Annotated in this window: 19 protein-coding genes; 15 read left to right on the plus strand and 4 right to left on the minus strand. The window is 44.6% G+C overall.

Going from position 1 to position 20065, the window contains the following annotated elements; all coding sequences use genetic code 11:
• Positions 1-125 precede the first annotated feature (125 nt).
• Complete coding sequence (hldE, locus tag AB4589_RS02755) at positions 126-1556, plus strand: bifunctional D-glycero-beta-D-manno-heptose-7-phosphate kinase/D-glycero-beta-D-manno-heptose 1-phosphate adenylyltransferase HldE (protein WP_009848977.1); 1431 nt, start codon at positions 126-128, stop codon at positions 1554-1556.
• Between the two features lie 160 nt (positions 1557-1716).
• On the opposite strand, the gene tolC is transcribed toward hldE, so the two are convergent.
• Entirely contained in the window at positions 1717-3027 is a 1311-nt protein-coding gene (gene tolC, locus AB4589_RS02760) for an outer membrane channel protein TolC (protein ID WP_017102956.1), read from the minus strand.
• 226 nt (positions 3028-3253) lie between these two features.
• Between tolC and nudF the strand changes: the two genes are divergently transcribed.
• The 6 genes from nudF (at position 3254) to parC (ending at position 10199) form a co-directional block, all read left to right on the plus strand.
• The gene (gene nudF, locus AB4589_RS02765; protein ID WP_372099259.1) at positions 3254-3883 is read left to right on the plus strand and encodes an ADP-ribose diphosphatase; all 630 of its coding nucleotides are present in this window, start codon (positions 3254-3256) and stop codon (positions 3881-3883) included.
• Between the two features lie 4 nt (positions 3884-3887).
• Entirely contained in the window at positions 3888-4328 is a 441-nt protein-coding gene (locus AB4589_RS02770; protein WP_009848962.1) for a DUF1249 family protein, read from the plus strand.
• A gap of 59 nt (positions 4329-4387) precedes the next feature.
• Positions 4388-5212: a 3',5'-cyclic-AMP phosphodiesterase gene (gene cpdA, locus AB4589_RS02775; protein WP_372099261.1), complete on the plus strand. Its 825-nt coding sequence runs from the start codon at positions 4388-4390 to the stop codon at positions 5210-5212.
• Positions 5212-5817 carry an esterase YqiA gene (gene yqiA / locus AB4589_RS02780; protein ID WP_009848964.1) on the plus strand — a complete coding sequence of 202 codons (606 nt, stop codon included), beginning with the start codon at positions 5212-5214 and terminating at the stop codon, positions 5815-5817. Before cpdA ends, yqiA begins: the two co-directional genes overlap by 1 nt.
• Before the next feature lie 239 nt (positions 5818-6056).
• Positions 6057-7937 (plus strand): DNA topoisomerase IV subunit B, encoded by a 1881-nt coding sequence (gene parE / locus AB4589_RS02785; RefSeq protein ID WP_372099263.1) that lies wholly within the window; start codon positions 6057-6059, stop codon positions 7935-7937.
• 3 nt (positions 7938-7940) lie between these two features.
• Entirely contained in the window at positions 7941-10199 is a 2259-nt protein-coding gene (parC, locus tag AB4589_RS02790; RefSeq protein ID WP_372099265.1) for a DNA topoisomerase IV subunit A, read from the plus strand.
• Positions 10200-10336: 137 nt separating this feature from the next.
• Here parC and degS read toward each other — a convergent pair whose 3' ends face one another.
• From degS to zapG, 3 genes are all read right to left on the minus strand, one after another.
• On the minus strand, positions 10337-11401 hold the full coding sequence (gene degS, locus AB4589_RS02795; protein WP_029225535.1) for an outer membrane-stress sensor serine endopeptidase DegS: 1065 nt from the start codon (positions 11399-11401) through the stop codon (positions 10337-10339).
• 158 nt (positions 11402-11559) lie between these two features.
• Entirely contained in the window at positions 11560-12915 is a 1356-nt protein-coding gene (locus AB4589_RS02800) for a Do family serine endopeptidase (protein ID WP_372099304.1), read from the minus strand.
• A gap of 126 nt (positions 12916-13041) precedes the next feature.
• Entirely contained in the window at positions 13042-13497 is a 456-nt protein-coding gene (zapG, locus tag AB4589_RS02805) for a Z-ring associated protein ZapG (RefSeq protein WP_372099267.1), read from the minus strand.
• Between the two features lie 219 nt (positions 13498-13716).
• Between zapG and zapE the strand changes: the two genes are divergently transcribed.
• The 8 genes from zapE (at position 13717) to sspB (ending at position 20056) form a co-directional block, all read left to right on the plus strand.
• Positions 13717-14820 (plus strand): cell division protein ZapE, encoded by a 1104-nt coding sequence (gene zapE, locus AB4589_RS02810; protein WP_017102961.1) that lies wholly within the window; start codon positions 13717-13719, stop codon positions 14818-14820.
• A gap of 247 nt (positions 14821-15067) precedes the next feature.
• Complete coding sequence (gene rplM, locus AB4589_RS02815) at positions 15068-15496, plus strand: 50S ribosomal protein L13 (protein WP_010434689.1); 429 nt, start codon at positions 15068-15070, stop codon at positions 15494-15496.
• 13 nt (positions 15497-15509) lie between these two features.
• Positions 15510-15902, plus strand: coding sequence for a 30S ribosomal protein S9 (gene rpsI, locus AB4589_RS02820; protein ID WP_004740758.1), 393 nt, complete (start codon positions 15510-15512; stop codon positions 15900-15902).
• Positions 15903-16232: 330 nt separating this feature from the next.
• On the plus strand, positions 16233-16823 hold the full coding sequence (petA, locus tag AB4589_RS02825; protein WP_010434692.1) for a ubiquinol-cytochrome c reductase iron-sulfur subunit: 591 nt from the start codon (positions 16233-16235) through the stop codon (positions 16821-16823).
• Positions 16823-18088 (plus strand): cytochrome bc complex cytochrome b subunit, encoded by a 1266-nt coding sequence (locus AB4589_RS02830; RefSeq protein ID WP_009848941.1) that lies wholly within the window; start codon positions 16823-16825, stop codon positions 18086-18088. Before petA ends, AB4589_RS02830 begins: the two co-directional genes overlap by 1 nt.
• On the plus strand, positions 18085-18822 hold the full coding sequence (locus tag AB4589_RS02835; RefSeq protein ID WP_009848942.1) for a cytochrome c1: 738 nt from the start codon (positions 18085-18087) through the stop codon (positions 18820-18822). The genes AB4589_RS02830 and AB4589_RS02835 overlap by 4 nt, the downstream gene beginning before the upstream one ends.
• Before the next feature lie 97 nt (positions 18823-18919).
• The gene (sspA, locus tag AB4589_RS02840; protein WP_009848943.1) at positions 18920-19555 is read left to right on the plus strand and encodes a stringent starvation protein SspA; all 636 of its coding nucleotides are present in this window, start codon (positions 18920-18922) and stop codon (positions 19553-19555) included.
• Between the two features lie 6 nt (positions 19556-19561).
• The gene (gene sspB / locus AB4589_RS02845) at positions 19562-20056 is read left to right on the plus strand and encodes a ClpXP protease specificity-enhancing factor (RefSeq protein ID WP_012603204.1); all 495 of its coding nucleotides are present in this window, start codon (positions 19562-19564) and stop codon (positions 20054-20056) included.
• Positions 20057-20065 lie beyond the last annotated feature (9 nt).

The following is a 20065-nucleotide window of genomic DNA, read 5'->3' on the forward strand; positions in this document are numbered from 1 at the left end:
ACTTCTTAGCTGCTTATTAGCTACTAGAGTATCTATCGAGTTAGGCTTTCACTCATTTTTCTATGGTTTAGCCACTGTAATCAGTGTGCTAGACTCTAGCCAGATTCGATTTTTGGAGATCCACAATGAAACCAATTCTACCTGACTACAGCCAATCAGGCGTTCTTGTTGTCGGTGATGTAATGCTTGACCGTTACTGGTATGGCCCTACTGGCCGTATTTCACCAGAAGCACCTGTGCCCGTTGTTAAAGTAGAAAATAACGAAGAGCGCCCTGGTGGTGCTGCCAACGTAGCAATGAATATTGCCTCTCTTGGTGGTCATGCTCATATCGTTGGTTTAACTGGAAAAGATGAGCCAGCTGAGGTATTGAAAAATACCTTGGGTGCATTAAAGGTTAAGTGTGATTTTGTTGAGTTGGACGATTACCCGACCATCACAAAATTGCGTGTCATGAGCCGTGGACAGCAGTTGATCCGTCTTGATTTTGAAGACAAATTTGAGAACACGGATCCTGAGCTTGTTTTATCTCGCATGGAGCAAGCACTGCCTAATGTACGCTCGGTAATCTTATCTGATTATGCGAAAGGTGCTTTGGAGCATGTGCAGAGCTTTATTCAAAAAGCGCGCGCAGCGAACGTTCCGGTGTTTATCGATCCTAAAGGTGCAGATTTTGAACGCTACCGTGGTGCGACATTACTTACGCCAAACATGGCGGAGTTTGAGCTGGTTGCCGGTAAGGTTAAGTCTGAAGATGAAATGATCGAAAAAGGGCTCGCGTTAATCGAAGAGTTTGATTTTGAAGCCTTGTTAGTGACTCGCAGTGAGCATGGCATGACATTGCTCCGCAAAGGCGTAGAACCATTCCACTTACCGACTCAAGCAAAAGAAGTGTATGACGTTACTGGTGCTGGTGATACGGTTATTTCAGTATTAGCAGCTTCAGTTGCTGCAGGTAAGCCACTTGATGAAGCGTGTGCATTAGCAAACGCTGCAGCTGGCGTGGTAGTCGGCAAGCTAGGTACATCGACGTTGTCTACGATTGAGTTAGCGGAAGCGATTCATGGTAGCCAAGATACTGACTACGGTGTGATCTCTGAAGCTGCCCTAGTTGAAGCTGTGAAACGTGCTCGTGCGAAAGGTGAGAAAGTCGTTATGACTAATGGCTGCTTTGATATCCTGCATGCGGGACATGTCTCTTACATGAACCATGCTGCTGAGTTAGGTGATCGTTTGATCGTTGCTGTGAATACGGATGAATCAGTGAAACGCTTAAAAGGTCCAGGTCGTCCTGTGAACCCAACTGATCGTCGTATGGCGGTACTGGCTGGTTTAGGTGCGGTTGATTGGGTTGTTCCGTTTTCTGAAGATACACCGCAACGTTTGATCTCTGAAGTTCTTCCAAGCATTCTTGTGAAAGGTGGTGATTACAAACCTGAAGAGATTGCTGGTGGCGCGGAAGTGATTGCGGCTGGCGGTGAAGTTAAAGTACTTAACTTTGAAGATGGTTGCTCTACGACTGAAATCATTAAAGCGATTAAAGGTGGTCGAGGCTAACTCTTAGTCTTCTAGCTTTCTCGTCTCAACCTTTGGGTTAAGCTGAGAATTAGCTTTCAACAGATAATAAAAATGCCGCTCATTGAGCGGCATTTTTGTAACGGTAATCTAGTCACTTTATTAAAGACTCTGGTTAGAGTATTTAACTAGGATTTAAGCATTACTTACTTGCGACTTTTAGACCTGCGTTTACATCAACAATGTCTTGTTCGCTTAGCGTACCAACAGCTTGACGAAGCTGAAGTACACTTAGGATGTAGTTGTAACGAGCATCTGAAAGGTTCTTGTTGGCATCGTATAGACGACGAGTTGAATCTAGTACGTCAACGATAGTACGAGTACCTACATCAAAACCTGCTTCTGTAGCTTCTAGAGCCGACTGAGCAGAAACAACAGACTGTTCGTAAGCGCGTAGCGCACCAATTGAAGCGCTGATGTTGTTGTTGAAGGCACGAACGTCTTTTACAACGCTACGGTAAGTCGCCTCTAGGTCTTCACTTGCTGCAACATAGTTGTATTCAGCCTGTTTAGTCAAAGAAGTTGTGCTACCACCCGTATATAGAGGAACAACTAAGTTTAAACCAACGTTTAGGTTATCTTGGTCGTAATCACTAGGGCTGCTTGATTGATCGGCAAGAGAGTAGCTACCGTCCAACGTTAGGCTAGGTAGATGACCTGAGCTTGCTAGCGTGATGTTATCTTTAGCGATGTCTTGATCAATACGTGATGCCAATAGCTTCAGGTTTTTCTCTTGAGCTTGCTCAACCAGTGCAACAGCAGATTCAGAAGACTTGCTTGCTGAGAAGCGGTCTGTATCTAAGATGTTTAGGTTAGAGTGCTCTTGACCTGTGATTTCACGTAGACCTTCGTAGTTATTAATCAGAGTGTTCTCTGCTAAAACTTCATCAGCCAAAACACCATCGTACTGAGCTTGCGCATCATGCACATCGGTGATGGCAGAAAGGCCAACTTCAAAGCGCTGCTTAGTTTGTTCCAGTTGACGAGCAACTGCGGCTTTTTCTGCACGAACAAACTCTAGGCTATCTTGAGCACGAAGTACTTCGAAGTAAGCGGTAGCAACACGAAGGATCAGAGCTTGTTGCTCTGCTGCGTATGAAGAATCAGCTTGGCGAGCTTTTTTCTCTGCTGTATCTAGCGTGATCCAAGAAGAGCGCTTGTACAGCTCCTGAGAAAAGTAAATTCCAGCTCCCCATTGATTGCTGTCATTATTTACATCACTTCGCTCACCACGGTTGATGTCGTAGTTAGCTCTCAAGTCAATTTGTGGTAGCAAATCACTACGGTTTGACGTTACTGCTTCAAAAGCGGCATCGCGCTTCGCTGCTGAACGAAGAAGTTGAGGATCGTTCTGTTTTGCTTGGTCGTAAACCTCAGCTAGCGTATCAGCGAAAGCTGACGAACTCAGGCTGCCAATTGCTGCACTGATAAATAGTGGAAGCAGTTTTTTCATTTTCCTATTCCTGCCTTTAATGGAATTTTCTTTAAAAGAGTTTAACCCAGTTTGGTGGTAATTTACTCGAAACTTTGCACTTTTTTACAGTTAACTGTCCACTTGTGCAATATTTATTTTTTAAAACTTAACTTTAATTATAAGTTTTATACTAAAAGTTGAACCTTATCCTTGGTAGTTAACTCGGACAATGAGTAAACTATAAGATCACTTAGTGAGGTATCAAATGCAACAGTATGACAATCAACGACATGAGTTTACTCCGCAAGATGTGGAAATAGTCTCAAAAGAGACGCTGTTTCGTGGTTTTTTCAAAATGGTTAAGTACACATTTAAACATAGACTGTTTGAGGGCGGCTGGAGCCAACCAATCGAGCGTGAGATGTTTGAGCGTGGACATGCTGCCGCTTTGCTACCTTATGATCCTGTACGTGACGAAGTCGTGATCGTCGAACAGATCCGTGTCGGTGCTCTAGAGCATGAGAACCCGTGGCAATATGAAATTGTTGCGGGGATTATTGATACCGATGAATCACCACAAGATGTTGCTCGTCGTGAGGCGATGGAAGAAGCGGGGGTCGACGTCGGATCTGTATTGCCTATTACTTCGTATTATCCTTCATCCGGCGGTTGTTCAGAAAAGCTCGACGTCTTTGTTGGTTGTGTTGATGCAACGACAGCAAAAGGGGTTCACGGATTGGATTACGAAGGTGAAGATATTCGCGTGCAAGTGATGAGTCGCGAAGCGGCTTATCAGTTAGTAAAAGACGGTGTGTTTGAAAATGGCGCCACGATCATTGCGCTGCAGTGGCTACAATTGAACTACCAAGAATTACAGTTAGAGCGGATAGATTAACGTCATGCCAAATATAGCAGTCAAAAAACCGTATCATGTCGATCTGGCTGAATTGATGCGAGTTTACGAGACTAACTATGCCAAACTTAATGCTCTGTTACCGGTTGAGCATGAGGTTGGTGACGTTCGCTGTTACCAAGCCGTTAATATGGTGTATCAATTGACAGTGAATGAGGTCACAAAATACACCACATTAATAGATATATGTCAGAGTGACGCGATGCCAGTGTTTCCTTTGCCAAAAATGTCTGTCAGGCTATATCACGACGCTCGAGTTGCAGAAGTGTGCGCTAGCGGGGATTTTTCGCGAGTCAAAGCAAAATATGACTATCCCAACACAAAACTTCTGCAAAAGGATGAGAAATTTCAATTGAACAAATTTCTTGGGGAATGGTTAACGTTTTGTTTAAAAACGGGCATCAGCCGAACTCCAGTTTCTTTTTAATTGAGCCTACTTAAAAACACTTTTAAAGTCTAAACAGTAACGTATCTGGATTTGTTATTTTGGAATTATCACACACTTCAAAATTTGATGAGAGCAGTATTAAGCTTGTACAGCTAACGGACACGCATTTATTTGCGCCGAGCAATGGCAGCTTATTAAGCATCAACACTCAAGATAGCTTTCGTGCTGTAGTCGATGCCATTGTTAGTCAGGGCTTTGACTATCAAGCGATTTTAGCAACCGGTGATATTTCTCAAGATCACAGTGCTGAGTCGTACCAAAAATTTGAGTCAGGAATTCAACCTTTGGATAAACCGTGTTACTGGTTGCCAGGGAATCATGACTTCAAACCGAATATGGGCAGTGTTTTACCATCACCACAAATACAATGCGTTGAGCATGTCTTGCTAGGTAATAATTGGCAGATGGTGATGCTGGACTCGCAAGTGGTTGGTGTGCCTCACGGACGTCTCAGTGATCAACAGCTTGATCTACTAGAACAAAAGCTAACCGAATTTCCCGAACGTAATACCTTGGTTCTGCTGCACCACCATCCACTATTGGTTGGCAGTGCATGGCTGGATCAACATAATCTGAAAGATGCTGATCAATTTTGGGAAGTGGTTCAACAGCACACCAATGTGAAAGCGGTACTGTGTGGTCACGTTCATCAAGATATGAATCGCAATCATCATGGTGTACAAGTCATGGCAACACCGTCGACTTGTGTGCAATTCAAACCTAACTCAGATGACTTTGCGGTTGATACTTTGTCGCCTGGTTGGAGAGAGATTGAATTGCATCAAGATGGATCAGTAAGTACGCAAGTACGCCGTTTACCTCATGGACAATTCTTACCTGATTTTGAAGCGGCAGGTTATTGATGTTTGATTCTGAACAGCAAGCCGCTAAGCCGCCACTGCTTCTCTATATTCACGGTTTTAACAGTTCATCACGTTCTCACAAAGCAACGGTGATGACTGACTATTGCGCGGAGCATCGTCCTGATATCAAGGTGATGACACCTCAACTGCCGAGTTTTCCTCAGCAAGCGGCCATTTATTTGCAGCAACTGGTGGAGCAATATAAAGAGCAATATCAGATAGCGTTGGTAGGTAGCTCGTTGGGTGGCTATCTTTCAACATGGCTGAATAGTCACTATGGCTTTAAAGCTGTGGTTGTGAACCCAGCCGTTAAGCCGTATGAGCTTCTTGCTGACTATTTAGGTGAACAAGTAAATCCATATACAGAAGAGCGATATGTTCTGGAAACAAAACATATCAATGAACTGAAGGCGTTAGAGGTTCCGGCTATCGCTCAGCCGAGTGACTTCTGGTTACTTCAGCAAACGGAAGACGAAGTTCTGGATTACCGACAAGCGGTAGAGAAGTACCAAGGTGCAGTACAGACAGTAGAAGAGGGGGGGGATCATAGCTTTGTTAATTTTGAACGCTACCCCCAACAAATCATCACCTTTCTAAATCTTTAATCTGTTTCAGCAATCAAGTAATTTTCTCTTGTTTGACTGTTATTTCATCTATCAGTGGTGAAATATCATAGTTTGATGCCTTAGTTTTTGAACTAGCTTGACATCATTACTCAGCTTCCAGACTATATTCCCCAATACTTCGCTCGTTCGCTCTACTATGACGGTTCATAGTAATGATTTCGCTTTAGTCAAACTAGAGCCAGCGAACTGACGCAAACTTTTTGAGTAAACTCCGTATTATGACTGAACAATATAATGCAAAAGACCTCGAGGTACTTGAAGGTCTCGACCCCGTGCGACATCGCCCGGGAATGTATACCGAGACAGAAAGACCAAACCACCTTGCCCAAGAAGTCATTGATAACTCGGTTGATGAAGCACTAGCGGGACACGCTAAGAAGATTAAAGTCGTGTTGCATGCTGACCAATCGTTAGAAGTGACGGATGATGGCCGTGGTATGCCGGTTGATATCCACCCTGAAAAAGGGATCTCAGGTGTTGAGCTGATTTTAACTAAGCTCCACTCTGGCGGTAAGTTCTCGAACAATAACTACAAGTTTTCAGGTGGTTTGCACGGGGTAGGTATCTCGGTGGTAAACGCGTTGTCAAAACGTGTTGAAGTGACGGTTCGCCGTGACGGTCAGGTACATGAAATTGCCCTTGAAGGTGGTCATGCCGTAACGGATCTTACTGTTACAGGTACTTGTGGTCATCGCAATACCGGTACGACGGTACATTTTTGGCCAGATCCAAAATATTTCGATAGCTCTAAATTTTCGACACTTCGTCTAATTAACAACCTACGTGCAAAAGCAGTTCTTTGCCCAGGTTTAGAAATTACCTTTATCGACAAGGTTGGCGGTGAAGAACATAAATGGTTCTATGAAGATGGTCTAAAAGACTACCTTGCAGAAGGTGTGAAAGGTTACACCTTACTGCCTGAGGAACCTTATGTTGGCGAATTCGTTGCTGAAACAGAAATGGCGAACTGGGCGATTATTTGGCAGCCAGAAGGCGGTGATATGATCACCGAGAGTTACGTGAACTTAGTACCAACTAAGCAAGGTGGTACACACGTAAACGGTCTTCGACAAGGCCTGCTTGATGCAATGCGTGAGTTCTGTGAATTTCGTAACCTTCTACCGCGTGGCGTTAAGTTAACGGGTGACGATATTTTCGATCGTTGTTCGTACGTCTTATCGGTGAAGATGCAAGATCCGCAATTTGCTGGTCAAACAAAAGAACGTCTTTCTTCTCGTCAAACCGCAGCGTTTGTGTCTGGGGTGGTAAAAGATGCCTTTAGCTTGTGGTTGAACGAAAAACCACAACTGGCAGAACAGTTAGCTGAAGCTTGTATTGCGAATGCTCACCGTCGCATGCGCGCAAGCAAAAAGGTTGTGCGTAAGAAGATTGCTTCAGGCCCAGCACTGCCGGGTAAGCTAACCGATTGTTCGGTTCAAGATTTAAGTCGTACCGAAATCTTCTTCGTGGAAGGGGACTCGGCGGGTGGTTCTGCTAAACAAGCACGTGATCGTGAGTTCCAAGCGGTTATGCCACTTCGCGGTAAGATCCTAAATACATGGGAAGTGTCAGCGGACCAAGTATTGGCTTCACAAGAAGTACATGATATTTCGGTTGCTCTGGGTATCGACCCTGATAACGATGACTTGTCAGGCCTGCGTTACGGTAAGATCTGTATCCTTGCCGATGCGGACTCGGATGGTCTTCATATCGCGACACTGCTATGTGCACTATTTACTCGCCATTTCCATGCATTGGTTGAAGCGGGTCATATCTATGTGGCAATGCCCCCTCTGTATCGTATCGATTGCGGTAAAGAAGTGTTCTACGCACTTGATGACGCAGAGAAAGATGGTGTGCTTGAGCGACTGTCGCAGAAGAAAGCCAAGATCAACGTGCAACGATTCAAAGGTCTGGGTGAAATGAACCCACTTCAGTTGCGTGAAACCACCATGGATCCAAACACTCGTCGTCTTGTTCAATTAACGATTGATGATAACGAAGCGACCAACGAGATGATGGACATGCTGCTTGGTAAAAAACGTGCAGATGATCGCCGTACATGGCTACAGACTAACGGTGATATGGCCGAGGTATAATGGATGTCTAACGAAATTACATATGATGGCGTTGAACAGTTGCCAATGCGCAAGTTCACCGAAGATGCCTACTTAAATTACTCAATGTACGTGATCATGGATCGTGCATTGCCGTATATCGGTGATGGCTTGAAGCCAGTACAGCGTCGTATTATCTACGCGATGTCTGAGCTGGGCTTATCGGCTGCATCGAAATATAAAAAATCAGCTCGTACCGTTGGTGACGTTCTAGGTAAGTACCACCCACACGGTGACTCTGCTTGTTACGAAGCCATGGTATTGATGGCGCAGCCTTTCTCTTACCGTTACCCATTGGTAGACGGTCAAGGTAACTGGGGTGCTCCGGACGACCCGAAATCGTTCGCTGCAATGCGTTATACCGAAGCGAAATTGTCTAAGTTTGCTGAGGTTCTGCTAGGTGAATTAGGTCAGGGTACCGTTGATTGGCAACCAAACTTTGATGGCACCATGAAAGAGCCTCAAATGTTGCCAGCTCGTCTGCCTCATATTCTTCTGAACGGTATCACTGGTATCGCGGTAGGTATGGCGACTGACATCCCGCCTCACAATGTCCGTGAAGTGGCGAACGCAGCGATTCACTTGATTGATACGCCGAAAGCTGAACTTCCAGATGTGATGGGTTTCATTCAAGGCCCTGATTACCCGACAGAGGCTGAGATTATTTCGCCGAAGTCGGACATCGAAAAGATCTACCGTACTGGACGTGGCAGCATCAAGATGCGCGCGGTTTGGCACAAGGAAGGCTCTGATATTGTTATCACGGCTTTACCTCATCAGGTGTCAGGTGCGAAGTTACTTGAGCAAATTGCTAACCAGATGCGCGCTAAGAAGCTGCCAATGGTTGACGACTTGCGTGATGAATCGGATCACGAGAACCCAACGCGCATAGTTGTCGTTCCTCGTTCAAACCGTATCGACTGTGACCAATTGATGAGTCACCTATTCGCTTCGACGGATCTAGAGAAAAACTTCCGCGTTAACTTGAACATGATTGGTTTAGACAATCGTCCTCAAGTTAAAGGCCTAGTTCAAATTCTGAAAGAGTGGATTGAGTTCCGTCGCACGACCGTTCGCCGTCGTTTGCAGTACCGTTTAGATAAAGTACTAGCACGTTTGCACATCTTAGAAGGTTTGCTTGCTGCTTATCTTAATATCGATGAAGTGATTGAAATCATTCGTACAGAAGACGAACCATGTCCTGTATTAATGAGCCGTTTCAACATTTCTGAAATTCAAGCCAATGCGATTCTTGATATTAAACTTCGTAACTTAGCTAAGTTAGAAGAGTTTAAAATCCGAGCGGAACAAGAAGAGCTTGAAGCTGAACGCGAAAAGCTTGAAAAGCTACTCGGTTCAGAGCGTCGCTTGAATACGTTGATCAAGAAAGAAATCCAAGCCGATGCAGATAAATACGGCGATGATCGTCGTTCACCTCTGATTGAGCGTGCTGAAGCGAAAGCGCTAACAGAACGCGACTTAGTACCAAGCGAACCAATCACGGTTGTGTTGTCTGAGAAAGGTTGGATTCGTCATGCTAAAGGGCATGAAGTTGATGCTGAAGGCTTGAACTACAAATCTGGTGATAAGTTCTTAGCGAGTGCTAAGGGTAAGAGTAACCAACAAGCGGTGTTCCTTGGCAGTGATGGCCGAAGCTACTCCCTTGAATCTCATTCATTACCGTCGGCACGTAGCCAAGGTGAGCCAATTACAGGCCGCCTGAACGTCAGTCCGGGTTCTTCGATTCGCCAAGTGGTGATGGGAGAGAATAAACAGCTATGGTTAGTCGGTTCTGATGCTGGTTATGGCTTTGTTTGTAAGGGTAGCGATCTGCTGTCTAAGAACAAGAGCGGTAAAGCGTTAGTTAACTTGCCACAAGCTTCTGAAGTGATGTTGCCAAGCCCTATTGCAGACTTGGACAGTAACCAGATTCTGGCGATTACTAACCAAGGCCGTATGTTGTTGTTCCCTATTAAAGACCTACCTCAGCTGAGCAAAGGTAAAGGCAACAAGATCATCAACATCCCTTCTGCGAAAGCAAAAGAGCGTGAAGAGTTTGTATCGCATCTGATGGCTATTCCAGAGAATGCAACGCTGACTATTTACGCGGGTAAACGTAAACTTGGCTTGAAACCTGCGGATCTTGAAAACTTCCGTGGTGAGCGTGGTCGTCGTGGTGGTCTGCTCCCAAGAGGTTTGCAGCGTGTGACTCGCATCGATATCGATGAACCTAGTGACGCCTAGTTTTGATTGAGTTTATCATTAGCTTTGATTGATAAAAGAAAACCCAGCTTAAGAGCTGGGTTTTTTGTATCTATACTTTTTGTCTCTGTAATTGGCGGTTTGAGTTACTAGCTATTAGCAATCAAACTAAATAAAGACTACAGGCGTGTGTCTTCGGTAATGGTGACCTTGAGTGTCTTGTTTTCACCTTTGCGCAATACACCAACATCAATGATAGTACCCGGGCGAAGGTCAGTAACAATGTCCATTACGCTCTGTCGTCCGCTAATTTGGGTGTTGTTGATGCTGATAATGATATCTTGTGCTTCAAAGCCGGCATCGGCTGCAGGACCATTCGGGTCAATGCCTAAGACAACAATACCACCGATGTTCTTAGTACCGAGCAAGCGTGATGTCACCGAATTGATGTCTTGTCCGTCGATACCAATATAACCACGAATGACACGACCATCGGCGATGATCTTCTCCATGATTTTATTAGCAAGTGAGTAGGGGATTGCAAATGAGATCCCGTAGGTTTCCATGTCGGTAGCTTGTTGGAAAGAAGCCGTGTTGATTCCGACGAGCTCACCTTGTGAGTTAACCAGTGCACCACCTGAGTTACCTTCATTGATTGCGGCATCAGTCTGGATAAAGGCTTGGTGACCATCTGCACTGATCGAAGAACGACCTGTTGCAGAGATAATGCCAAAGGTTGTCGTTTGCCCTAGGTTGTATGGGTTACCGATAGCCAGCACCACGTCGCCGACATTTGCTTTGTAATTCGGGTTCAGTGGAATAACAGGTAAGTTGTCACCGCTGACTCGGAGTATCGCAATATCGGTGCGTTTGTCTGAGCCGACAAGTTGTGCGGCCGCTACTCGTCCGTCTTGAAGTGCCACGACTATTTGGTCAGCTTGAGCAACAACATGGAAGTTGGTAATGATGTAGCCTTTTTCGCTAACAATCACCCCTGAACCTAATCCTTGAGTTAGTAGCTTGTTGCGATCGCTTTCTGCGTATTTACGACTATAAATATTGACCACAGCGGGTGCAGCTCGTCGCACCGCTTGGTTAAATGAGATCTGAAGAGAGCCAATATTATCGACTTGAGGGTTCGTGACGTCTGCAACAATCGCCGGCCTTAAACTCGGGAATGCGAGAAGAATAAGCGCCGCTGAAACGAGTCCAAGGGAAATAGAACGAAATAGAAAGGACAGCATGTTTCCCTCTTCAACAAGTAAGGTATGAAGCATCCGTCAATGGATGACTGACTTGATTATCAGTGAAGCATAGCATTTTGATTGATCTAAAGAAAAGGGAGACTGAGTAAGTTTAAAGCAAACTTACTGAGCCTCCCTGTAATTACGCTGACGTATGGCTATCGAATAACTAGATAGATAGTCCTATCGTCTCGCTGGATATTAAGTGCCAATACGCCAGGTTGTTTTTCAAGAATCTTTCTAAATTCAGCAAGGTTCTTAACTGGTTGGCGGTTTACCCCGATGATGATGTCATCTTTAAGAAGCTGATAAGCTTCTGCTGGCGAACCTTGAGCGACACTTGATACCTTGACGCCTGTCGCTGAATCGCTGTCGGTTGTGTTGGTGAGCTCTGCACCGGCAAGTCCTTCATGGAGCTTTTCAGCTTGTGTCTTACTATTTGTGGATTCACCAAGCGTGACGTCAAAGGTCTTATGCTTACCGTCACGAACCACGCCTAACTCGATCTGTTTACCTGCACCTAGGGTGGCTACTTTGGCTCTTAACTCACTAAAAGTATCAATACGCTTACCGTTAATGGAGACAATGACATCGCCCGCTTTCAATCCTGCTTTGTCTGCAGCACTGTCGGGTACAATTTGGCTAACAAAAGCACCTTTGCTGGACTCATAACCAAGCGCTTCAGCCAATTCCGAGGTGACCTCTCCACCTTGGACACCAAGCATGCCGCGTTTTACTTCACCGAAATCGAGAATCTGTTCAGTCAGGTTTGTCATCATATTGGATGGAATGGCAAAGCCGATACCGACATTGCCTCCGTTAGGTCCTAGGATGGCCGTGTTGATACCAATCAGTTCACCGTTAAGATTCACTAACGCACCTCCAGAGTTACCACTGTTAATCGCGGCATCGGTTTGAATGAAGTTTTCGAAGTTCTCTAGATTGAGACCGCTACGTCCTAACGCTGAAACGATACCGGATGTTACGGTTTGACCAAGCCCAAATGGGTTGCCGATAGCCACACTGAAATCGCCGACTCTCAATTTGTCGGAATCTGCGACTTTTATCTGGGTAAGGTTTTTGGCTGTTTCGAGTTTTAATAGCGCGATATCAGACATCTGGTCGCCGCCGATGAGTTCTGCATCGTACTCTCGACCATCATGCAGTTTTACTTTGATATCGTCGGCACCATTGATGACATGGTAATTGGTGACAATATGGCCTTTCTTGGCATCAATGATGACACCAGAGCCTAGCCCGCGGAATGGACGCTCTCGTGTTTGTTCTGGACCAAAAAAGAATTGAAATTGTTCAGGGATTTGCTGACGTTGTACCTGTTTGCCTTCTACGGCAATACTAACCACAGCGGGGGTTACTTGTTCAAGCATAGGAGCAAGGCTTGGTAATTGTTCATTACCCACACTTAATGGAAGTGCGGCTGTAGCTTGAATGGGGGTGATGATTGAACTTAAGCTTAAAGTCAGTACTGATAAAGCAAGCAAAGGTTTTTTCATCATAAACTCCTCTCTAGTTAAGGTCTTAACCCTCTTATACGTTTAATAAGTATGAGAAGTTTCAAATGACCTGAGTGAAAGTTATGACTCAAAAACCTTTGTAAAGTTCACAGAAGTGTTAAATGTTTACGATGCTTTTGCTGTTACCACATCGGGAGCATCCATGATTTCTTTCTTCTGCTCTGTAAATAAACCGGTTGCGCCATTAGCGTAATCTTTCGGTTGTTCTTCAAGCGTCGACTCTTTAACTGAAGACTTATCTTGTGGCTTATCCGAATGAGCAGCGGCTGTTTTCACAAATGGGTTGTCTTGCTCTGGCAGGCTAGGGAGTAGCTCTGAGCTTGTTTTTTCCATGTGTTGGTAAAGCTTTGTATAGTCCTTACCTAAGGTGTCCAACATTTCTGCTGATTTCGCAAAGTGGTCAGCTAGCTCTTGTCGCTGCTGTTCCAGGGCAAACTTTGCGCTATCTAATTCTTTCTGTACGTTCTTTTGTTTTTTGTATTCAGGTGTCATGAGACGAGAAATAGCGACCCCTAAAATAACTCCGACTAGTAAACCGGCAACGGCATACATCCAAGGCATAACAGCTCCTTATTATTGTTTTTTAACATGTTTGTTACTGCTTAGTTACACGTGATACGGCTCCATGGTACTATGAGAAAGCCGCAGTATAAAGAGAAATTCGTGTGCGCTAGTTAGCAGTTTGATGCTGAATTATTCACCGCATAGCGACATGTCTCATACTGTTTGGGCTCATTTTTATTTGCTGTCTGATATCGCTTTCATTGTGGAAATGTCGTCATGAATCCCATTAAAAAATACGAACAAGATATAAAAGAACATGGATTTCAAAGAGATCCAGCACAAGAGCAAGCCGTTAAATCTTTAGATGAACTCTTTCATCAATTCCAAGATTACATGAATGCCCCTATTCCTCAACTGACTCGATTCCAGAAGTTAATGGGCAAAAAGCCAGAACTGCCACTGCCACCAAAAGGCCTCTATTTTTGGGGCGGCGTCGGGCGCGGTAAAACCTATTTAATGGATACGTTCTACGATGCCTTACCGACCACAAAAAAAATGCGCGTTCACTTTCACCGCTTTATGTATCGAGTCCATGATGAGCTAAGGGCACTAGGTAATGTTAGCGACCCGTTGCCTCTAGTCGCAGATAAGTTGAAAGAAGAAGCGGATATTATCTGTTTTGATGAATTCTTTGTTTCAGACATCACGGATGCCATGATCTTAGGAACCTTGTTCCAAGAGTTATTCGCTCGAAACGTTATCTTGGTTGCGACCTCTAATATTCCACCTGCGGATCTGTATCGCAACGGGTTACAGCGAGCGCGTTTCTTACCCGCTATTAAGCTCATTCAAGACAACTGTCATATTCTTAATGTTGATAGCGGAATTGATTATCGTCTGAGAACCTTAGAGCAGGCTGAGATCTACCATTACCCACTGGATAGCCAAGCGAACATTAACCTCGAAACATATTACGCGCAGCTTGTTGGTGAAGATAAAGAGAAGCTTAAGCAGATAGAGGTTAATCACCGTCAATTAGATGTAGTCGAAGCGAGTGATGGCGTGCTGCATGGTACTTTTGCTCAGCTTTGTCAGTCGGCTCGTAGCCAGAACGATTATATTGAGTTGTCTCGGGTTTATCACACGGTTCTATTGGCTGATGTGTTGCAAATGGGCGCGACTTCCGATGACGCTGCTAGACGCTTTATTGCGTTAGTTGATGAGTTCTATGAGCGCAATGTGAAACTGATTATTTCAGCGGAAGTGGAGCTAGAAAAACTATACACCCATGGTCAACTAGAGTTTGAGTTTAAACGTTGTCAGTCGCGTTTAATTGAAATGCAGAGCCATGAGTATTTGGCAAAAGAACACTTAAGTTAGCTTTGATTATCTCGAATAAGAAAGAGAATTAAAAAAATCGTGATTTTGTTCAAAAAGAGGTGATTTTTTCTTCGCTCTTCTCTATAATCCTGCGACCTACCGTTACTGCGGGCCTCTAGCGATGAGTAAAATCACGTTATGCCAAGAGTTTTCCAACACTCGAAGGGGTGATGAATGGTAACTCTTAGACAGTGGGAATACGCGAGTATTCCTTAAGTGTAAATTTTTTAAATAGGTAATTATTAGCATGAAAACTTTCGTTGCTAAACCAGAAACTGTAAAACGCGACTGGTATGTTGTAGACGCTGAAGGCAAAACTCTTGGCCGTCTAGCAAGTGAAATCGCTTCTCGCCTACGCGGCAAGCACAAAGCAGAATACACTCCTCACGTAGACACTGGTGATTACATCATCGTTGTTAACGCTGAGAAAGTTGCTGTAACTGGTAACAAAGCTAAGGGTAAGGTTTACTACCGTCACTCTGAGTTCCCAGGTGGTCTTAAAACTATCACTTTTGAAAAGCTAATTGCTAAGAAACCAGAAATGGTTCTTGAACTAGCAGTTAAAGGTATGCTTCCACGTGGTCCACTAGGCCGCGCGATGTACCGTAAGCTTAAAGTGTACGCTGGTACTGAGCACAACCATGTTGCTCAACAGCCACAAGTACTAGACATCTAAGGGGATTAAGACAATGGCAGAGAATCAATACTACGGCACTGGTCGTCGCAAAAGCTCAGCAGCTCGTGTTTTCATCAAACCAGGCTCTGGTGAGATCGTAATCAACAAGCGCAGCCTTGATGTTTACTTCGGTCGTCCAACTTCTCGTATGGTTGTTAAACAACCTCTTGAGCTAGTTGAACTAACTGAGAAACTTGACCTTTACATCACTGTTTCTGGTGGTGGTATTTCAGGTCAAGCTGGCGCAATCCGCCACGGTATCACTCGTGCTCTTATGGAATACGATGAAACTCTACGTCCTGCTCTACGTGCAGCTGGCTATGTTACGCGTGACGCTCGTTGCGTTGAACGTAAGAAAGTTGGTCTACGTAAAGCACGTCGTAAACCTCAATTCTCTAAGCGTTAATTTTTCTTTACGAAAAAGTACACGCTCCCAGTTTTTCGACTGGAATTGTGGTTCAAAGCTCGGCTATATGCCGGGCTTTTTGTTTTTATGCCCCCTCTAAACGCTTTCCCTCCCTCGTTTTATTTCCAAATTCTTATATTTTGAAAGCTTTTGTAACCCAATGTGCGCTTTGCCTCATGATTGTTACAAAAAGGTAGCTTTATCTTGTCAAAAAGTAGGGTTTTATTTATCATTTGCCGTCAATAAATAGAACTAAATACATATTTTGTTAGCCATGCTCTTTATTCGGAATTATTTCAATCCATAAGGAGCAAATGGGAGAATGTTTGGATGAGCAACGCGCCTTTAAATAACGGTCGCAGGCGTTTCTTAACCGCAACAACAGCCGTTGTTGGTGGTTTAGGAGCAGCTGCTGTAGCCGTGCCTTTTATTAAATCATGGAACCCGAGTGCCAAGGCGAAAGCTGCAGGCGCACCGGTGGAAGTGGAAGTCAGTAAGTTAGAGCCGGGACAAATGGTTCGTGTCGAGTGGCAAGGTAAACCTGTATGGGTTGTACGCCGTGCTGAATCGGTGCTAGAGAATCTAAAAGCGATCGGTGGTCAACTTCGTGACCCTCAATCTGAAGCTGAACAACAACCAGAATACGCGCAGAACGAGTTTCGTTCAATTAAGCCGGAATTCTTCGTTGCTGTTGGTTTCTGTACGCACTTAGGTTGTTCTCCAACTTACCTGCCAGATTCTTTTGCAGAACAAGTTCAGGGTGTTAAGTCTGGTTTCTTCTGTCCTTGCCATGGTTCAAAGTTTGATATGGCAGGTCGAGTATTCCAAGGCGTACCTGCTCCATTGAATCTTGTTGTACCAAAGCATATGTATTTGAGTGACACTAAGATCATGATCGGTGTGGACGAGGGAGACGCGTAATGCAAGGATTGCTTGATTGGGTAGAGAAACGTCTACCCGCGATGAATGCTTACAAGAAGCATTTATCTGAATACCCAATGCCTAAGAACTTTAACTTTTGGTACCTTTTTGGTTCTTTAGCAATGTTAGTACTGGTTAACCAAATCCTTACGGGTATTTGGCTGACAATGAACTATGTACCGTCTGGTGAGGGTGCATTTGCTTCTGTTGAATACATCATGCGTGATGTGGAATACGGTTGGCTACTGCGTTACATGCACTCAACAGGTGCATCGGCATTCTTCGTTGTGATCTACCTGCATATGTTCCGTGGTCTAATCTACGGTTCTTACCAAAAGCCTCGTGAGTTACTTTGGATCTTCGGTATGTTGATCTTCTTAGTGCTTATGGCTGAGGCTTTCATGGGCTACCTACTACCATGGGGTCAAATGTCTTACTGGGGTGCTCAGGTAATCATTTCTCTGTTTGGTGCGATCCCTGTTATAGGTGATGACCTAACGCTTTGGATCCGTGGTGACTACATCATCTCTGGTGCAACGCTGAACCGTTTCTTCGCACTGCACGTTATTGCTCTGCCAATTGTACTTCTGCTGCTTATCGTACTTCACGTACTAGCGCTGCACGAAGTGGGTTCGAACAACCCAGACGGTATCGAAACCAAGCTTCCTAAAGGCACAATGGGCGACGACTACAAAACTCAGTTCCCATTCCACAAGGATTACACTAAGAAATACGACATCATTGACTCTATTCCTTTCCACCCATACGGGACGGTAAAAGATATGGTTGGTGTTGCTGGTTTCCTATTCTTGTTCTGTTACGTGCTGTTCTTTAACCCAGAAATGGGGGGGTACTTCCTTGAACCGCCTAACTTTGAAGCTGCAAACCCGCTGAAAACACCTGAGCATATTGCTCCAGTTTGGTACTTCACGCCGTTCTACGCTGTACTTCGTGCTGTTCCAGATAAGCTGTTAGGTGTAGTTGCAATGGGCGCTTCAATTGTTGTGCTATTCCTACTGCCATGGTTCGACCGTTGTAAAGTGCGTTCTTACCGTTACCGTAGCAAATTGCATTTGATTAACATCATCCAATTCACAATAAGCTTTATTGCGCTTGGTGTACTTGGTGCGCTTCCAGCAACGCCAACATACACGCTATTAGCTCAAATCTTTAGCTTAGGTTACTTCATGTTCTTCGTTCTGCTGTGGTTCTACAGTAAAAATGAAGCGACGAAACCATTACCAGAAAGGGTGACATTCAAATGAAAAAGTGGATTGTAATTTTATTTGCTATGTTGCCGTCACTAGCGATGGCAGCGGGTGCAGGCGTACCATTAGACAAAGCAAACAATGATTTAACAGACAAAGCTTCATTACAAAATGGCGCTAAGATGTTCATGAACTACTGTTTCGCTTGTCACTCAACGCAGTACCAACGTTATGAACGTGTTGCGAATGATTTGGAGATTCCTTTAGACCTAATGAAGGAAAACCTGATCTTCGATCCTGAAGTGAAAATTGGTAGCTTGATGGTTAACGCTATGCCTTCTGAGCAAGCTGCTAGTTGGTTTGGTGCTCCACCACCAGATCTAACATTGGTTGCTCGTGTTCGTGGCGCAGATTGGCTATACACGTACCTTCGTACTTTCTATGAAGATCCGTCTCGTCCATTTGGTGTGAACAACCTGGTTTTCCCAAGTGTTGGTATGCCGCATGTTCTTGAAGAGCTACAAGGTATCCCAACGCCAATCTACGATACTCACATGGTCGATGGTGAGGAAGTTAAGGTTGTTGTTGGTACTGAAACGGATGGCTCTGGCGAATTAAGTGCTGGTGAATATGACGAAGCAGTTCGTGACCTTGTTAACTTTTTGGTTTACTCGGGCGACCCTGTTCAACTTGAGCGTCATGCTATGGGTTGGTGGGTAATGGCCTTCTTAGTAATCTTCACTATCATCGTGATTTTGCTGAAGAAAGAGTATTGGCGTGATGTGCACTAATTGTGCTATAATACCGTGCTAATTCCCAAATTATGTTAATGTTCAATGGAGGCTTTAGGCCTCCATTGTTTTTATTTAAAGTGTACTGGAGGGCTCCATGGCTGTAGCTGCCAATAAACGTTCTGTAATGACTCTTTTCTCAAGTGCTTCTGATATGTATAGCCATCAGGTGCGCATTGTTCTTGCTGAAAAAGGCGTAAGTGTTGAAGTTGAGTTGGTTGATGAAAAAAATCTACCAGCAGAGCTTGTTGAACTGAACCCGTACAAATCAGTACCTACTCTTGTCGATCGTGAGCTTGCTCTATATGACTCTAAGATCATCATGGAATACCTAGATGAGCGTTTCCCTCATCCACCATTGATGCCAGTATACCCGGTTGCTCGTGGTAACAGTCGTCTAATGATGTACCGAATTGAGCGTAACTGGTATTCAGTTGCAGAGAAGATCGTTAAAGGCAACGCTGAAGAATCTGAAGCAGCTCGCGTGAAATTACGCAACGACCTACTAACTCTTGCTCCTATCTTCGCTGAGTATGAATACTTCATGAGTGAAGAGTTTAGCCTAATTGATTGTTACCTAGCTCCGCTACTATGGCGTTTACCTGAGCTTGGTATCGAACTGATTGGTCCTGGTTCTAAAGAACTTAAGATTTACATGAACCGCGTATTCGAACGTGATTCATTCCTAGCTTCTCTAACAGAAGCTGAGCGTGAGATGCGACTCGTTCGCTAAGCGTTTATGGATATTTCAAATATGACTCCACGGCGACCATACATGCTTCGTGCATTTTATGAATGGCTGGTTGATAACGAACTGACTCCACACTTGGTTGTTGAAGCAACATTGCCGGGTGTGAGAGTTCCAGACGAGTTTGTTCAAGATGGTCAGATCATTCTGAACATCGCGCCTCGTGCGGTTGGACAACTTGAACTGGGTAACGAAGCTGTGACGTTTAGTGCTCGCTTTAGTGGTCGTCCACACTCTGTGATCGTTCCGCTATACGCAGTACAAGCAATTTATGCTCGTGAGAATGGTGCTGGTACCATGTTTGAACCTGAAGAGGCTTACATGGAAGCGTTTGAAGAAGGAATTGAAGAAAGTCCTTTTGAAGAACCAGAAAAAGGCCCATCTTTGAGTGTTGCAACAGCAGACGTAGATGCTGAAGAGTCTGACTCAGAACCTGAGCCATCTCGTCCAGCGAAAGGTCGCCCAAGCCTTCGTGTTATCAAATAGCGTTATTTT

Source organism: Vibrio sp. 10N.222.49.A3, assembly GCF_041475145.1.
In the GTDB taxonomy this organism is placed as follows: domain Bacteria; phylum Pseudomonadota; class Gammaproteobacteria; order Enterobacterales; family Vibrionaceae; genus Vibrio; species Vibrio tasmaniensis_A.

Excerpts from the sequence above, each read along its gene's own strand:
- rplM (WP_010434689.1), top strand. The coding sequence starts at position 15,068 with ATGAAAACTTTCGTTGCTAAACCAGAAACTGTAAAACGCGACTGGTAT.
- zapG (WP_372099267.1), bottom strand. The coding sequence starts at position 13,497 with ATGCCTTGGATGTATGCCGTTGCCGGTTTACTAGTCGGAGTTATTTTA.
- sspA (WP_009848943.1), top strand. The coding sequence starts at position 18,920 with ATGGCTGTAGCTGCCAATAAACGTTCTGTAATGACTCTTTTCTCAAGT.
- zapE (WP_017102961.1), top strand. The coding sequence starts at position 13,717 with ATGAATCCCATTAAAAAATACGAACAAGATATAAAAGAACATGGATTT.
- rpsI (WP_004740758.1), top strand. The coding sequence starts at position 15,510 with ATGGCAGAGAATCAATACTACGGCACTGGTCGTCGCAAAAGCTCAGCA.
- AB4589_RS02770 (WP_009848962.1), top strand. The coding sequence starts at position 3,888 with ATGCCAAATATAGCAGTCAAAAAACCGTATCATGTCGATCTGGCTGAA.
- parC (WP_372099265.1), top strand. The coding sequence starts at position 7,941 with ATGTCTAACGAAATTACATATGATGGCGTTGAACAGTTGCCAATGCGC.
- petA (WP_010434692.1), top strand. The coding sequence starts at position 16,233 with ATGAGCAACGCGCCTTTAAATAACGGTCGCAGGCGTTTCTTAACCGCA.
- AB4589_RS02830 (WP_009848941.1), top strand. The coding sequence starts at position 16,823 with ATGCAAGGATTGCTTGATTGGGTAGAGAAACGTCTACCCGCGATGAAT.
- parE (WP_372099263.1), top strand. The coding sequence starts at position 6,057 with ATGACTGAACAATATAATGCAAAAGACCTCGAGGTACTTGAAGGTCTC.
- yqiA (WP_009848964.1), top strand. The coding sequence starts at position 5,212 with ATGTTTGATTCTGAACAGCAAGCCGCTAAGCCGCCACTGCTTCTCTAT.
- hldE (WP_009848977.1), top strand. The coding sequence starts at position 126 with ATGAAACCAATTCTACCTGACTACAGCCAATCAGGCGTTCTTGTTGTC.
- AB4589_RS02835 (WP_009848942.1), top strand. The coding sequence starts at position 18,085 with ATGAAAAAGTGGATTGTAATTTTATTTGCTATGTTGCCGTCACTAGCG.
- tolC (WP_017102956.1), bottom strand. The coding sequence starts at position 3,027 with ATGAAAAAACTGCTTCCACTATTTATCAGTGCAGCAATTGGCAGCCTG.
- degS (WP_029225535.1), bottom strand. The coding sequence starts at position 11,401 with ATGCTGTCCTTTCTATTTCGTTCTATTTCCCTTGGACTCGTTTCAGCG.
- nudF (WP_372099259.1), top strand. The coding sequence starts at position 3,254 with ATGCAACAGTATGACAATCAACGACATGAGTTTACTCCGCAAGATGTG.
- sspB (WP_012603204.1), top strand. The coding sequence starts at position 19,562 with ATGGATATTTCAAATATGACTCCACGGCGACCATACATGCTTCGTGCA.
- AB4589_RS02800 (WP_372099304.1), bottom strand. The coding sequence starts at position 12,915 with ATGAAAAAACCTTTGCTTGCTTTATCAGTACTGACTTTAAGCTTAAGT.